The sequence below is a fragment of the Stenotrophomonas maltophilia genome, from assembly GCF_025642255.1.
Classification (GTDB): Bacteria; Pseudomonadota; Gammaproteobacteria; order Xanthomonadales; family Xanthomonadaceae; genus Stenotrophomonas; species Stenotrophomonas maltophilia_P.
Genome location: NZ_CP106759.1, coordinates 2,414,972 through 2,429,948, shown reverse-complemented (window position 1 = coordinate 2,429,948; position 14,977 = coordinate 2,414,972). Strand labels below are relative to the sequence as shown.

General features: G+C 66.7%; 11 protein-coding genes. 9 read left to right on the top strand and 2 right to left on the bottom strand.

Features of this window, described 5'->3' with window-relative positions:
* Positions 1 to 128: 128 nt before the first annotated feature.
* Both N8888_RS11045 and N8888_RS11040 read left to right on the top strand, forming a co-directional pair.
* Entirely contained in the window at positions 129 to 2,924 is a 2,796-nt protein-coding gene (locus N8888_RS11045; RefSeq protein ID WP_263174726.1) for a beta-glucosidase family protein, read from the top strand.
* Between the two features lie 364 nt (positions 2,925 to 3,288).
* Positions 3,289 to 5,199: a CocE/NonD family hydrolase gene (locus N8888_RS11040; protein ID WP_263174724.1), complete on the top strand. Its 1,911-nt coding sequence runs from the start codon at positions 3,289 to 3,291 to the stop codon at positions 5,197 to 5,199.
* Positions 5,200 to 5,294: 95 nt separating this feature from the next.
* Here the strand turns inward: N8888_RS11040 and N8888_RS11035 are convergent, their stop codons facing one another.
* Entirely contained in the window at positions 5,295 to 6,386 is a 1,092-nt protein-coding gene (locus tag N8888_RS11035) for an alkene reductase (RefSeq protein ID WP_263174723.1), read from the bottom strand.
* Between the two features lie 172 nt (positions 6,387 to 6,558).
* Between N8888_RS11035 and N8888_RS11030 the strand changes: the two genes are divergently transcribed.
* From N8888_RS11030 to N8888_RS11000, 7 genes are all read left to right on the top strand, one after another.
* Complete coding sequence (locus N8888_RS11030) at positions 6,559 to 7,317, top strand: SDR family NAD(P)-dependent oxidoreductase (protein WP_263174722.1); 759 nt, start codon at positions 6,559 to 6,561, stop codon at positions 7,315 to 7,317.
* Between the two features lie 127 nt (positions 7,318 to 7,444).
* On the top strand, positions 7,445 to 7,894 hold the full coding sequence (locus N8888_RS11025; RefSeq protein ID WP_053517640.1) for an MgtC/SapB family protein: 450 nt from the start codon (positions 7,445 to 7,447) through the stop codon (positions 7,892 to 7,894).
* 215 nt (positions 7,895 to 8,109) lie between these two features.
* Complete coding sequence (lldP, locus tag N8888_RS11020; protein ID WP_263174720.1) at positions 8,110 to 9,768, top strand: L-lactate permease; 1,659 nt, start codon at positions 8,110 to 8,112, stop codon at positions 9,766 to 9,768.
* Positions 9,769 to 9,839: 71 nt separating this feature from the next.
* A complete protein-coding gene (gene lldR / locus N8888_RS11015) occupies positions 9,840 to 10,604 on the top strand; it encodes a transcriptional regulator LldR (protein WP_053517636.1) in 765 nt (254 codons plus the stop codon).
* Between the two features lie 4 nt (positions 10,605 to 10,608).
* Positions 10,609 to 11,748 carry an FMN-dependent L-lactate dehydrogenase LldD gene (lldD, locus tag N8888_RS11010; protein WP_053517634.1) on the top strand — a complete coding sequence of 380 codons (1,140 nt, stop codon included), beginning with the start codon at positions 10,609 to 10,611 and terminating at the stop codon, positions 11,746 to 11,748.
* Entirely contained in the window at positions 11,745 to 13,445 is a 1,701-nt protein-coding gene (gene dld, locus N8888_RS11005) for a D-lactate dehydrogenase (RefSeq protein WP_164151859.1), read from the top strand. Before lldD ends, dld begins: the two co-directional genes overlap by 4 nt.
* A 111-nt stretch (positions 13,446 to 13,556) precedes the next feature.
* Complete coding sequence (locus N8888_RS11000) at positions 13,557 to 14,441, top strand: hypothetical protein (protein ID WP_262100778.1); 885 nt, start codon at positions 13,557 to 13,559, stop codon at positions 14,439 to 14,441.
* 116 nt (positions 14,442 to 14,557) lie between these two features.
* Here N8888_RS11000 and N8888_RS10995 read toward each other — a convergent pair whose 3' ends face one another.
* Positions 14,558 to 14,863: an I78 family peptidase inhibitor gene (locus N8888_RS10995; protein ID WP_053517630.1), complete on the bottom strand. Its 306-nt coding sequence runs from the start codon at positions 14,861 to 14,863 to the stop codon at positions 14,558 to 14,560.
* Positions 14,864 to 14,977 lie beyond the last annotated feature (114 nt).

Genomic DNA, 14,977 nt, shown 5'->3' with positions numbered 1-14,977 from the left:
CCGCGCGCAGACCGGTCCGCCCTCCGGCCTGAGGTGTTGCCCGGCAACGCCTGTACGGCATGAACGCTGCACCCTTCGGCGGCATTTTCCCTGGACCGATTGCCTTGGCAACGGAATTACGCCCGTCGATGAAAACGTTTACAAAGCCGCTTGCCCTGTCCCTCGCCGTGTCCGCCGCCGTCATCGCGCCGGCGTGGGCCGATCCCGCCGCGTTCACCGTGTTGACCCTGGAGCAGGCGCCGCCGGCCGAAGCGATGCCGGCCCTGGCCACCCAGCTTGGATCCCTGCAGGTGGATGCCGTGAGCGTGCGGCATGTGCAGCGCAGCATCGACCAGGTCGATCCGCTGCAGCTGCTGGCTGATGGCCTGGGCTACGAATACCGCTTCATCGCCGCCGGGAAGGACGATGGCCGGACCCAGCGCGGTCAGGCCGTGCTGACCCGGTTGCCGATCGCGGCGGAATCCGGCCCGGACCAGCCGGGGCTGAACTACCTGCGCCTGGATGACGGTCGCCACACCGTTGCGGTCTACACCGATGCCGGCGCGGGTGCCCCGCAGTTGCCGGCCCTGGTGTCGCGTTCGCGGCTGGGTGCGCCGGCGGTGCTGCTCGGCGCTGTTGCTGGCGATTCCGCCAAGGCTGCCGGTTTCGATCCGGCGCGGGTGGCCCCGGAAGCCGATGCCAGCTACTTCAGCGATGGCTTCCAGGCCGCCAGCAGTGCGCCGTTCAAGGTTGAGGGCAGCGCCCTGCGCGCGACCCTGCTGACCCTGGCCTATGCCGCCGACAAGGGGGGCGATGCGCCGTGGATGGACACCACCCTCAACGCCGACGCCCGCGCTGCGCTGCTGCTGAAGGCGATGACCGAGGATGAGAAATTCCAGATGCTGCACAGCTACTTCGGGCTGGGCAAGGACGGCGGCCCGCTGCCGGACGGCGCGGTCGGTTCGGCCGGTTTCGTGCCGGGCGTGCCGCGCCTGGGCATTCCCTCGCAGCAGTCGGCCGACGCAGGCGTCGGTGTGACCAACCCCGGCGGCATCCGGCCCGGCGACTTCGCCACCGCCATGCCCTCCGGCCCGTCCACCGCATCGAGCTGGAACCGCGAGGTGGCTTTCGCAGGCGGCGCGACGATGGGCCGCGAGGCCTGGCAGCAGCGTTTCAACATCCTGCTTTCCGGCAGCGTCAACCTGCAGCGCGATCCGCGCAACGGCCGCAACTTCGAGTACGCCGGCGAAGATCCGCTGCTGGCAGGCTCGATGGTCGGCGCGTTGATACAGGGCGTGCAGAGCCAGCACGTGATCTCCTCAATGAAGCACTTCGCGCTGAACGACATGGAGACCCGCCGCAACTTCCATGACGTACGCATCGGCGAACAGGCCATGCACGAGTCCGACCTGCTGGCCTTCGAGATCGCGCTGGAGACCGGCCGCCCGGGCGTGGCGATGTGCTCGTACAACAAGATCAACGGCACCTACGGCTGCGAGAACGGCTACCTGATGAACCAGGTGCTGAAGCAGGAATGGAAGTTCCCTGGTTTCGTGATGTCCGACTGGGGTGGCGTGCACAGTGGCTCAAAGGCGGCGCTGGCCGGCCTGGACCAGCAGTCGGCCGGTGAAGTGTTCGACGCGGCGGTGTTCTTCGACGAGCCGCTGCGCCTGGCCGTGCACGGCGGCGTGGTGCCGCAGGCGCGCCTGAACGACATGGTGGCGCGCATCCTGCGCACGATGTTCCTGCACGGCAACTTCGACAACCCGCCGCAGCACCAGAAGGTTGATGCCGAGGCCGGTTTTGCCGTGGCACAGCGCACGGTGGAAGAGGGCAGCGTGCTGCTGCGCAATGAAGGCAACCTGTTGCCGCTGGCCGACAGCGTGAAGCGCATCGTCATCATCGGCGGCCATGCCGACAAGGGCGTGATCGGTGGTGGCGGTTCGTCGATGGTGGGCGTGACCGCCAAGGGCACCAACGCGGTGCCGGGCGTGATGCCGACCACCTGGCCGGGCCCGGTGATGTTCCATCCGTCCTCGCCGCTGGAGGCGCTGCGTGCAGCGCGCCCGGACGCCACCATCGCGTATGTGGACGGCAACAATGCCGCGGCTGCAGCCAAGGCCGCCGCACAGGCGGATGTCGCCATCGTGTTCGCCACGCAGTGGGCCGCCGAATCGGTGGATCTGCCGGACATGCAGCTGCCGGACAATCAGGATGCGCTGATTTCGGCGGTGGCCAAGGCCAACCCGAAGACCGTGCTGGTGCTGGAAACCAACGGCCCGGTGCGCACGCCGTGGCTGGCGCAGGTGCCGGCGATGCTGCAGGCCTGGTATCCCGGCATCCGCGGTGGCGAGGGCATTGCCGCACTGCTGACCGGCCAGGCCAATCCGTCCGGCCGCCTGCCGGTGACCTGGGTGACGGACGAGTCGCAGCTGCCGCGCCCGCATATCGATGGCCTGGGCTTCAAGCCGGCCAAACCGTTCGGTGATGTGTTCGATTTCGATATCGAAGGCGCCAACGTCGGCTACAAGTGGATGGCCGCCAAGGGCCTGACTCCGACCTTCGCCTTCGGCCATGGCCTGTCCTACACCTCCTTTGCCTACGACAACCTGAAGGTGAGCGTGGAAGGTTCGCGCCTGGTCGCCAGCGTGGACATCCGCAACACCGGCAAGCGCGCCGGTGCCGACGTGGCCCAGCTGTACCTGAAGCTGCCGGCGGGCAGCAGCACGCCGATCCGGCTGATCGGCTACGACAAGGTGCAGCTGCAGCCGGGTGAGCAGCGCCGCATCCGTATCGAAGCCGAGCCGAAGACCCTGGCCCACTACGATGCGCAGGCCCGCCAGTGGAAGATTGAAGGTGGCACCTACCAGGTGCAGCTGTCGCGCAATGCCGCCGAACCGCTGCAGAGCGCGGACGTGCAGCTGGTGGAGCAGGTGCTGCGCTGACACCGCGTGGTACTCACGCTTGCAGACACGGCCCCGCAAGGGGCCGTGTCTGTTTGCGGGCTGCCGCTGCGCTCGCCGGGCATGGCCCGGCGCTACCCCATGACCCGCACGAGCGGTAGCGCCAGGCCATGCCCGGCGGCGCAACGATGGGCAGAGGAATGCGGTAGCACCGGGCCATGCCCGGCGGCGCAACGATGGGCCGAGGAATACGGTAGCGCCGGGCCATGCCCGGCGAGCGCAGCGGCAGCATAGGCACATGTGCCATCAGTCCTGCCCGCATCCGCCGCAGAATGCAAAGCCGTCACACCCTTCACAGGGCAGGGCAGGAGTAGGCTTGGAACTTTCCCGCCGGAAGGGGTTGTCCATGCGTGTGCGTGCCGTTGCAATAGCCATCGCCCTTTGCCTGTCCAGCAGCGTGCTGGCTGCCGATACTCCGCCGATGACCCCGGACATCAGCGGCAAGTCTTTCGTTGCCCCGGATGTGGGGCGCGACTACGACAAGCGCGTGGTGATGGTGCCGATGCGTGATGGCACCAGGCTGTATACGGTGATCGTGGTACCCAAGGGCGCCCGTAACGCGCCGATCCTGCTGACCCGCACGCCCTACGATGCTGCCGGCCGCGCCAACCGCAGTGACTCGCCGCGCATGCGCGACCTGCTGCCACAGGGCGACGAGGTGTTCGTCGACAGCGGTTACATCCGCGTATTCCAGGACATCCGTGGCAAGTACGGCTCCGAAGGCGATTACGTGATGACCCGGCCGCTGCGCGGGCCGTTGAACAACACCAAGGTGGATCACTCCACCGACGCCTGGGACACCATCGACTGGCTGGTGAAGCACGTGCCCGAGAGCAACGGCAAGGTCGGCATGCTGGGCTCGTCCTATGAAGGTTTCACCGTGGTGATGGCGTTGACCGATCCGCATCCGGCGTTGAAGGTGGCGGCACCACAGAGCCCGATGGTCGATGGCTGGATGGGCGACGACTGGCTCAACTACGGTGCCTTCCGCCAGGTCAACTTCAACTACTTCGCGATGCAGACCGAGAAGCGCGGCAAGGGCACGCCGCTGCCGAGCCTGGGCTATGACGACTACAGCACGTTCCTGCGCATCGGCTCGGCTGGCGACTACGCCCGTTTCACCGGCGTGGACCAGCTGACCTGGTGGAAGAAGCTGGTCGAGCACCCAGCGTATGACGCCTTCTGGCAGGGCCAGGCGCTGGATGCGGTGATGGCCAAGACGCCGTTGAAGGTGCCGACCCTGTGGTTGCAGGGCCTGTGGGATCAGGAGGACATGTGGGGTGCCAACCACGCCTACCAGGCGATGGAAGGGCGCGATAGCGGCAACGACCGCAACTATCTGGTGATGGGGCCATGGCGGCACAGCCAGGTGAACTACAGCGCCAGCGAACTGGGCGCGCTGAAGTTCGACGGCGATACCGCGCTGCAGTTCCGCCGCGATGTGCTCAAGCCGTTCTTCGACCAGTACCTGGTGGACGGCGCGCCGAAGGCGGACACACCGCCGGTGCTGATCTACAACACCGGTGAAAACCACTGGGATCGCCTGAAGGGCTGGCCGCGCAGCTGCGACCAGGGGTGCGCCGCCCGCAGCAAACCGCTTTATCTGCGTGCCGGCGGCAAGCTGGCGTTCCAGGCGCCGGCGGCGGGCGAGGGCGACTTCGAGGAATACGTGTCCGACCCGGCCAAGCCGGTGCCGTTCGTACCGCGCCCGGTGCGCTTCGGTGACCGCGACATGTGGACGACCTGGCTGGTCAAGGATCAGCGCTTCGTCGATGGCCGACCGGACGTGCTGACCTTCATCACCGAACCGCTGGCCGCGCCACTGCGCATCGGCGGCGCGCCGGTAGTGCACCTGCAGGCGTCCACCAGCGGCACCGACAGCGACTGGGTGGTGAAGCTGATCGATGTGTATCCGGACCAGGAGGCCTCGGCGCCGGAGATGGGCGGCTATGAGCTGCCGGTGTCACTGGCGATCTTCCGTGGCCGCTACCGCGAAAGCTTCAGCGATCCGAAGCCGCTGGCGGCGAACCAGGTGCTGCCCTACCGCTTCGACCTGCCCAACGCCAACCACACCTTCCAGAAGGGGCACCGGGTCATGGTGCAGGTGCAGTCGAGCCTGTTCCCGCTGTATGACCGCAACCCGCAGACCTATGTGCCGAACATCTACCTGGCCAAGCCGGGCGACTACCAGAAGGCCACGCAGCGGGTCTGGCACAGCGCGGCGCAGGCCAGCTACATCGATCTGCCGGTGTACTGAAACGGGGCGGGCAACGCCGGGCCTGGCCCGGCGCCACCTTCCATGGGCAACGCCGGGCCATGCCCGGTCGCGGTGGACCGGGCTTGCACCCGTCGTCAGGCATCCAGTGCCGGGTAGTCGATGTAGCCGTGTTCGCCACCGCCATACAAGGTGGCCGGGTCGAGCTCGGCCAACGGCGCACCGCTGCGCAGTCGCGCGACCAGATCCGGGTTGGCAATGAAGGGCCGACCAAACGCGATCATGTCGGCATAGCCGCTGGCAAGGGCCTGCCCGGCACGCTCAGCGTCGTATCCGTTGTTGGCGATCCAGGCGCCACGGAAGCGTGCGCGCAGCGCAGGGTAGTCGAACGGGATGTTGTCCCGATCGCCACCGGTTGCACCTTCGATGACATGGATGAAGGCCAGTCCGTCGATCGTGTCCAGGCGCTCCACTGCACGGTTGAACAGCGGCTGCGGGTTGCTGTCATGGGCATCATTGACCGGCGTGACCGGTGACAGGCGCACGCCGGTGCGGCCGGCGCCGATTGCTTCGGCGACCGCGCTGACCACCTCGAACAACAGACGCGTACGGTTCTCGATGCTTCCACCGTAGGCATCGTCCCGGTGGTTGCTGCCATCGCGCAGGAACTGGTCGATCAGGTAGCCGTTGGCTGCATGTACCTCGACGCCATCGAAGCCTGCGGCAATGGCATTGCGCGCGGCGCTGCGGTAATCCTCGATGAGTTGCGGGATCTCCTCCAGCGCCAATGCGCGCGGCGCGGAGACATCCTCGAATCCATTGGCGGTGAAGGTCTTGCCATTGGCGCGGAGGGCGCTGGGTGCCACCGGCACTTCGCCTTCCGGCAGCAGGCTGGTGTGGGAGATGCGACCCACATGCCACAGCTGCAGCACGATGCGGCCACCTTCGGCGTGTACCGCGTCGGTGATGGATTTCCACGCAGCGACCTGCTCGGCGCTGTAGATACCCGGCGTATCAAGGTAGCCCTGGCCCAGAGGGCTGATCTGGGTGGCTTCTGCAATGATCAGGCCGGCACTGGCACGTTGGCGGTAATAGGTGATCGCCAGCGGAGAAGGGACGCGGTCGTGCAGGGCGCGGTTGCGCGTCAGCGGTGCCATGGCGATGCGGTTCGCGGCAGCGATGTCACCCAGGTGAGTGGGCGTGAACAGCAGGGCGTCAGCGGGATTCATTGGAGTTTCCACAGCAGGGGAGGGTGAGGTCGAGCATACGGTCGAACGCGTTGCAGCGATGGGAAGGTTCGTTGCAGCGCCTGGAAGTGGCGCGGCCGTAACACGGCGGGGCGTACCGTGGGTCGCGGGTGGACGCGTGTCCACATCGATTCCCGATAGATGGAGAACACAGATGATCGACTATCAGCTCGGCGGCAAGACGGCGATCGTGACCGGTGGCGTTTCCGGCATCGGCCTGGCCGTGGCCGAACTGCTGGCAGCGTCCGGTGCTGCGGTGTCAGTGTGGGACCTGAAGCAGGACGCGGTGGACGCCACCGTGGAAGCGCTGGCCCGGTGTGGCAGCCGCACCATCGGCATCGCCCTGGACGTCACGGATGAGGCTGCCGTGGAGGCGGCGGTGCAGCGCACAGTGAAGGAGCTGGGCGGGGTGCACGTCGCGGTCAACAACGCCGGCATCAGCGGTCCGGCGGCGAGCAGCGGCGACTATCCCGTCGATGGCTGGAAGCGGGTGGTCGATGTGAATCTGACCAGTGTATTCCTGTGCCAGCGTGCGCAGATCCAGGCCATGCGCGCGGCCGGGAAGGGCGGGAGCATCATCAACATGGCCTCGATCCTGGGCCAGGTGGGCTATGCCGGTTCGACCGCGTACGTGGCAGCCAAGCATGGTGTGGTCGGCCTGACGCAGACTGCAGCGTGGGAGCATGCCGCCGATGGCATCCGTGTCAATGCGGTGGGGCCGGGCTTCATCGCCACGCCGCTGCTGGAGAAGATGGATCCGAAGGTGCGCGCCACGCTGGAAGACCGCCACGCGTTGAAGCGCCTGGGCAAGGCCGAGGAAGTGGCGGCGCTGGTGGCCTGGCTGGCCAGCGATGATGCCTCGTTCGCGACCGGCACCTATTACGCGATCGATGGCGGTTATCTGGCGCAGTGATGCGGTGACCGCAGGGACGGTGGTGCCGGGCATGGCCCGGCGCTACCGGGTGAACGGGCCGTGGTGCGGCCTTCACCGCGATCCGACGGCTGACGCGCAACGCTCCGGGAAACTCCCGGAGACGTCGATGGAACTCAACCAGGATGTATCGATCCTGCTGCGCGTGGCCGCCGCGATGCTGTTCGGTGGCGTGCTCGGTATCGAGCGCGAGATGGGCAAGCATGCGGCGGGCCTGCGCACGCACATGATGATTGCCGGCGCCGCAGCGCTCATCGTGGGCCTCGGCGATTCCGTGGCCGAGCATTTCCAGCAGGAGCGCTACCGCGACCTGCTGCAGGTCGACCCGGTGCGCCTGATCGAAGCGGTGGTGGCCTGCGTCGGCTTCGTTGCCGCAGGCACCATCCTGCGTGGCAGCCGCGAGGACCAGGTCAGCGGGCTGACCACGGCCAGTTCGCTGGTGATGGCCGCCGCCATCGGGATTGCGGTGGGCATCGGCAAGTACGTCATTGCCCTTGGTGTGAGCGTGCTGTGCCTGCTGGTGCTGGCGGTGATGCGACGGTTGGCGGACAGGCTCTAGCGGGGCAGCACGTTCGAGCTTCTGTCATGTGGCGCTTTATTGGTAATACCAATATGTCCGGTAACTCTATGGTCTAATAGGCTCTTCGTCGAAATGGCGGTTCAATCGGCTTCAAGTGGTCCGATGAATCTGATTATTGGTAATACCAATAATCGTGACCACGGCGTCCCATCGCATGCGGTGGGGAAACATTCCGCCCCCCGTCGAGAGCCTCCATGCAGCCCTGGCAACACCTGTACGACCCCGCCGGCAACCTGTGGTTGTCCAGCCTGATCGCGTTGCTGCCGATCGCGTTCTTCTTCGTTGCCCTGGCCGTGCTGCGCATGAAAGGCTGGCTGGCCGGCACGATCACCGTGGCCATCGCACTGGCCGTGGCCCTGCTGTTCTACCGCATGCCGCTGACCCAGGCGTTGGGAGCGGCCGGCTTTGGTTTCGTCTACGGGCTGTGGCCGATCGCCTGGATCATCATCGGCGCGGTGTTCCTGTACAAGGTCTCGGTCAAGACCGGGCAGTTCGACATCATCCGCGCTTCGATCCTGTCGGTGACCGAAGACCAGCGCCTGCAGATGCTGATGGTCGGCTTCGCCTTCGGTGCCTTCCTGGAAGGCGCGGCGGGGTTTGGCGCGCCGGTGGCGATCACCGCAGCGCTGCTGGTCGGGCTGGGCTTCAAGCCGCTGTATGCAGCGGGCCTGTGCCTGATCGTCAATACCGCGCCGGTGGCATTCGGTGCGATGGGCATTCCGATCATCGTGGCGGGACAGGTCACCGGGCTGGAGGCCTTCGAGATCGGCCAGATGGCCGGTCGCCAGCTGCCGTTCCTGACCATCATCGTGCTGTTCTGGATCATGGCGATCATGGATGGCTGGCGTGGCGTCAGGGAAACCTGGCCGGCGGTGCTGGTGGCCGGCGGGTCGTTCGCCATTGCCCAGTACCTGACCTCCAACTTCATCGGGCCGGAGCTGCCGGACATCACCGCGTCGCTGGCGTCGCTGGTGTGCCTGACCCTGTTCCTGCGCCGCTGGAAGCCGGTACGGATCTTCCGCTTCGATACCGAAACCAGCGCCGAGGCGGCCGCCCAGGCGCTGGAAGCGCCGCGCTACAGCGTTGGCCAGATCGCCAAGGCCTGGTCGCCGTTCCTGATCCTTACCGCGATGGTCACGCTGTGGAGCATCAAGCCGTTCAAGTCGCTGTTCGCGGCGGGTGGCCCGCTGGAAAGCTGGGTGCTGAAGATCCCGGTGCCGGGCCTGGACCAGATGGTGCAGAAGATGCCACCGATCGTGCCTGCGCCGTTGAGCTACGAGGCGGTCTATAAATTCGACGCGTTCTCGGCCACCGGCACGTCGATCATCCTCGCCGCAGTGATTGCCATCATCGCCCTGCGCATGCCGGCCAAGGCGGCGCTGCAGACCTTCGGCGAGACCGTGCGCGAGCTGCGCACACCGATCTACTCGATCGGCATGGTGCTGGCCTTCGCCTTCATCGCCAACTATTCGGGCCTGTCGGCCACGCTGGCGCTGGCGCTGGCCCACACCGGCAAGGCATTCACCTTCTTCTCGCCGTTCCTGGGCTGGCTGGGCGTGTTCCTGACCGGCTCGGACACGTCCTCCAACGCGCTGTTTTCGGCCTTGCAGGCCGCCACTGCGCAGCAGATCGGCGTGTCCGAGGTGCTGCTGGTGGCGGCCAACACCACCGGCGGCGTCACCGGCAAGATGATCTCGCCGCAGTCGATTGCCATCGCCTGCGCCGCGGTCGGCCTGGCCGGCAAGGAATCGGACCTGTTCCGCTTCACTGTCAAGCACAGTCTGATCTTCACCGTGATGGTCGGCCTGATCACCACCGCGCAGGCGTACTGGCTGACCTGGATGATTCCCTGAGCCATGCAGCCGACGACCTATCCGCGCAGCATGGGCCGCACCTGCCAGGCGCTTCGGGCCACAATGGCGCCATGAGCACGCAACGGATTTCAGACAAGGTGGCCGCGCAGCTGCGTGGTCTGGTGCAGGAGCGGCAGCTGCAGCCGGGTGACCGGCTTCCGGCCGAGCGCGCGCTGGCGGTGCAGCTGGGTGTCTCGCGCACGGCGCTGCGCGAGGCCATCGCGCAGTTGTCCAGCCAGGGCCTGCTGAGCGCACGCGTGGGCGGCGGCACCTACGTGGCGGAGCCGGCCACGCGCGCGCGGCAGGCGCTGGATGAACCCCTGGCTCCGTACCTGCCGTTGTTCCAGGGCGACCCGGAATACCGCTTCGACGTGCTGGAGATCCGTCACGCGCTGGAAGGAGCGACGGCCTGGCATGCAGCGCTGCGTGCCACCGATGAGGATCGGGCGCGCATCGCCCAGGCCTTCCAGACCATGATGGATGCGCATGGCAAGGATGATCCTTCAGGCGAGGCGGAGGCCGATGCGGCCTTCCACCTGTCCATCGCCGAAGCGTCGCACAACCTGGTGCTGCTGCAGGTGATGCGTGGCCTGTTCGATCTGCTGCAGACCAACATCTCGCAGAGCCGCGAGAAACTCTATACCTCGGCGAGGACCTTCTCGCCGTTGTCCGACCAGCACCGCGAGATGATGGATGCGGTGCTGGCCGGTGATCCGGAGCGCGCGCGCGCCGCCGCGCATGCCCACCTCGAGTTCGTGCACACCACGCTGCGCACGCTCGACGACAACGAAGCCCGGCGCGCGCGGGCCTCGCGCCTGCCTTCCCCACACGGTTGACCCCATGATCATCTCCGCCTCCACCGATTACCGCGCCGCAGCCAAACGCCGGCTGCCGCCGTTCCTGTTCCACTACATCGATGGCGGCGCCTATGCCGAGCACACGCTGAAGCGCAACGTTTCGGATCTGTCCGACATCGCACTGCGCCAGCGCATCCTGCGCAACATGTCCGACCTGAGCCTGGAGACCGAGCTGTTCGGCGAGACGCTTGCGATGCCGGTGGCACTGGCGCCGGTCGGCCTCACCGGCATGTATGCACGCCGCGGTGAAGTGCAGGCGGCGCGGGCAGCTGACAGCCGCGGCATTCCGTTCACCCTGTCCACCGTGTCGGTGTGCCCGATCGAGGAAGTGGCCCCGGCGATCCAGCGGTCGATGTGGTTCCAGCTGTACGTGCTGCGCGATCGCGGCTTCATGCGCAACGCCCTGGAGCGCGCCCAGGCGGCGGGCGTTACGACGCTGGTGTTCACCGTGGACATGCCGGTACCGGGTGCGCGCTATCGAGACGCGCACTCCGGCATGAGCGGTCCGAATGCTCCGCTGCGCCGCATCGGCCAGGCCATCACCCATCCGCGCTGGGCCTGGGACGTGGGTCTGTTCGGACGTCCGCACGATCTCGGCAACATCTCCACCTATCGCGGCAATCCCACCGGGCTGGAGGACTATATCGGCTGGCTGGGCAGCAACTTCGATCCATCCATTTCGTGGAAGGACCTGGAGTGGATCCGCGAGTTCTGGAAGGGACCGATGGTGATCAAGGGCATCCTCGACCCGGAAGACGCACGCGACGCGGTTGCATTCGGTGCCGACGGCATCGTGGTCTCCAATCACGGGGGGCGCCAGCTCGATGGTGTGCTGTCCACCGCACGCGCGCTGCCGGCCATCGCTGACGCGGTACAGGGCGACCTGAAGATCCTCGCCGATTCCGGCATCCGCACCGGACTGGACGTGGTGCGCATGCTGGCGCTGGGCGCTGACACCGTGCTGCTGGGGCGGGCCTTCGTCTATGCGCTCGCGGCGCAGGGTGAGGCCGGCGTGGCCAACCTGCTGGACCTGATCGCCAGGGAGATGCGCGTGGCAATGACGCTGACCGGCGCACACCGCATTACCGACATCGGCCGAGATTCACTGGTGCGGCTGCCATGACTGGCCACGGGGCCATGCTGTCGCAGCTGCGTGCTGCTGTCGGCAGCCGCCATGTGCTGACCCGCGACAAGGCGACCCGCCGCTTCCGCCGGGGCTATCGCTTCGGCGACGGCGCGGTGCTGGCCGTGGTGCGTCCGGGCACGTTGCTGGAATTGTGGCGTGTGCTGCAGGCGGCTGTGCAGGGAGGGGCAGCGATCATCCTGCAGGCCGCCAATACCGGCCTGACCGGCGGCTCGACCCCGGATGGCAATGATTATGGGCGCCCGGTCGTGCTGGTCAGCACCCTGCGCCTGACCGGCATCCAATTGTTGAACGAAGGCCGCCAGGTGGTGTGTCTGCCGGGCGCCACCCTGGACCGGCTGGAGCAGACGCTGGCGCCGCTGGGGCGCGAGCCGCATTCGGTGATCGGCTCGTCCTGCATCGGCGCCTCGGTGCTGGGCGGCATCTGCAACAACTCCGGCGGTGCGCTGGTGCGGCGTGGCCCCGCTTATACCGAGCTGGCGCTATATGCGCAGGTTGATGCGCAGGGCCGGTTGCAGCTGGTCAACCACCTGGGCATCGCGCTGGGCGATACGCCCGAGCAGATCCTGCAGCGCTTGCAGGCCGGTGACTACGATGCCGCCGATGTCAGCGACGGCGACGGCCGTTCCGCGTCCGACCCGCGCTACGCCGACGAGGTGCGCAGGGTCGATGCCGATACACCGGCGCGCTTCAATGCCGATCCCGGTCGTCACTACGAAGCGGCGGGTTCAGCCGGCAAACTGGCGGTGTTCGCGGTGCGCCTGGATACGTTTGAGAAGGAGCCCGCCGAGGTCTTTTACATCGGCAGTAACCGTACCGGGAGTTTCACCGCCATCCGCCGCCAACTGCTGACCGGCTTCGATCGCCTGCCGATCGCCGGTGAGTACATCCACCGAGACGCCTACGATATCGGCGAGCGCTATGGAAAGGACACATTCCTGCTGATCGACCGGCTCGGGACCGCACGGGTGCCCGCGGCATTCGCACTGAAGAGCAGGGTTGACGGCTGGTTCGAGCGGCTGGGCCTGCGCGGCGTGACCGACCGGGTAATGCAGGTGCTGACCGGCCTGTTGCCCTCGCACCTGCCCCAGCGCATGGGCGAGTTCCGGCAGCGTTACGAGCATCATCTGCTGCTGAAGGTCTCCGCACAGGATGCAGCCGAGACCGAGGCCTGGTTGCAGCAATTCTTCGCCGAGCACGAAGGCGGCTATTTCCACTGCACGGCCGAAGAAGGGCGCAAGGCCTTCCTGCATCGTTTTGCCGTGGCCGGTGCTGCAGTGCGCTATCGCGAGGTGCATCGCCAACAGGTGCAGGACATCGTCGCGCTCGACATCGCATTGCGTCGCGACGACGCAGACTGGTTCGAGCAGCTGCCCGCCGCCATCGAAAGTCGCCTGCTGCACAAACTGTACTACGGCCACTTCCTTTGCCACGTGTTCCACCAGGACTACATTGCACGCAAGGGCGAAGATCCGATGGCGATCGAGCACGCGATGTGGGCACTGCTCGACCGGCGCGGGGCCGAGTATCCGGCCGAGCACAACGTTGGCCACCTGTACCCGGCCAAGCCGGCGCTGGCTGGGTTCTACCGACAGTTGGACCCGAGCAACACCTTCAACCCGGGCATCGGGCAGACTTCGAAGGCCAAGGGCTGGGGTGGCTGCGACTGCGGATGATGTAGAGCCGAGCCCGTGCTCGGCTGCACTTCCCGGCAGGCAGCAGTCGAGCATGGCTCGACTCTACCCGGGCAACGGTTACCATCGGAATTCCAGCCGCAGGAGCCGCCCATGCCCCCCATCGTTGTCCGCACGACCGTGTGTGCTGCACTGCTGGCCGCCCCGATCCTGGTGTTGGCGCAGGGCTCGATCCTGCCACAGCAGCGCGATGCCGCCGGCAATGTGATGGAGCCGCTGGGGCAGGTGCTGATCACCCGGGAGGCAGGCCCGGCAGGACTTTATGAGTGCACCCGGGACGGCAACTGGTGCGTACGCGTGCAACCGGTGGCCGAAGAGGGGAAGCGGCCCACCGTGCTGGAAGTGCTTGAGAAGGTGCCGGGCCAGGGCAAGCCGCACAGCTACCACGTCCGCATTGACGTGCCGCAGGAAAGCGAACTGAAGCTGTGGCCGTGGATCGTACGCCTGGCACCCGGTGTCGGCGCGGATGAGGACGTGATTGACCCGCAGCCGCGTGCCCGCCAGAACGTACTGGTAGGCGCCACGGTCACCTTCAGCATGATGTACTCCGGCGGTGGGGCAGACGCATCGACGCTGCAGCTGGCACGCGTGCGCCACCTGCAGGATGGCATCCAGGTGGACGATGATGTGCTGACCGTGCCGTGGGTGGGCAACGCGATGATCCGTGCCTGCTTCAGCGAGCAGGACATCAGGCAGCGTGCCGGTGCCTGCCACGATGAGTATGGATTCTCGGCAAAGCTGGGGCTGGATCCGGCAGTGCAGGGCATGCCGGTGCTTCGTTACCAGACGGTGGCGACCCGCTTCCCCGCAGGTGCATCGCGTTTCGAGGATTCGCTGGCGAAGGGGCCGTTGAAGACGAAGGACCTGCGCACCGAGCAGGATCCCGCGTGCAGCTATTCGCGTCTTTTCCGTTTCAGTGAGGGCCGTTTTCACCCCGACCAGCCACTGCCGGATTGTGCGGGCTATACCGAACCCTGAGCCCTGTCACGCTGGTCCATGCCCGACGCGCGTTCTGTGTAGAGCCGAGCCCACGCTCGGCTGCTGTTCAGTGGCAGCCGAGCGTGGGCTCGGCTCTACAGAAGCCCGCGCGGTGGTTACTCGCAGCGGGCTGCGGTGATGATGTTGTCCTTGTCCATGTAGACGCGCAGGCGATCCGGACGGATATCCTTGGTGGTAATCGTGGTCGGGCCGATCGGGTTGACCAGGCCGGCGCCGCTCTCACGCGACAGACGACGCATGTTCTCCTCATTGCCCGGCTGGCCGATTGCCCAGCCAAGCTGGCTGGCGTCGCAGCGGCCGGTGCCCTTCACCTCCGGCCCGGGCGTACTCACACAGGCGGCGAGCAGCATCGGCGTGGCGACTGCGGCCAGTGCAAGGCCGACGGAACGGAAACGGGTCATGAGCGGCGCTCCTGCGAGATGGTGGCGCCACCATAGCACCCTGCCCGTGGCGACGGCATGCGTTGGATCAAAGGAGGGGGCTCGGGAGCACAGGCACTGACGAGGTTGGCGCCG

Bases quoted from the DNA above. Each gene is read 5' to 3' on its own strand.
- dld (WP_164151859.1), top strand. From the start codon at position 11,745: ATGACTGGCCACGGGGCCATGCTGTCGCAGCTGCGTGCTGCTGTCGGC.
- N8888_RS10995 (WP_053517630.1), bottom strand. From the start codon at position 14,863: ATGACCCGTTTCCGTTCCGTCGGCCTTGCACTGGCCGCAGTCGCCACG.
- N8888_RS11035 (WP_263174723.1), bottom strand. From the start codon at position 6,386: ATGAATCCCGCTGACGCCCTGCTGTTCACGCCCACTCACCTGGGTGAC.
- lldR (WP_053517636.1), top strand. From the start codon at position 9,840: ATGAGCACGCAACGGATTTCAGACAAGGTGGCCGCGCAGCTGCGTGGT.
- N8888_RS11025 (WP_053517640.1), top strand. From the start codon at position 7,445: ATGGAACTCAACCAGGATGTATCGATCCTGCTGCGCGTGGCCGCCGCG.
- N8888_RS11030 (WP_263174722.1), top strand. From the start codon at position 6,559: ATGATCGACTATCAGCTCGGCGGCAAGACGGCGATCGTGACCGGTGGC.
- N8888_RS11045 (WP_263174726.1), top strand. From the start codon at position 129: ATGAAAACGTTTACAAAGCCGCTTGCCCTGTCCCTCGCCGTGTCCGCC.
- lldP (WP_263174720.1), top strand. From the start codon at position 8,110: ATGCAGCCCTGGCAACACCTGTACGACCCCGCCGGCAACCTGTGGTTG.
- N8888_RS11000 (WP_262100778.1), top strand. From the start codon at position 13,557: ATGCCCCCCATCGTTGTCCGCACGACCGTGTGTGCTGCACTGCTGGCC.
- N8888_RS11040 (WP_263174724.1), top strand. From the start codon at position 3,289: ATGCGTGTGCGTGCCGTTGCAATAGCCATCGCCCTTTGCCTGTCCAGC.
- lldD (WP_053517634.1), top strand. From the start codon at position 10,609: ATGATCATCTCCGCCTCCACCGATTACCGCGCCGCAGCCAAACGCCGG.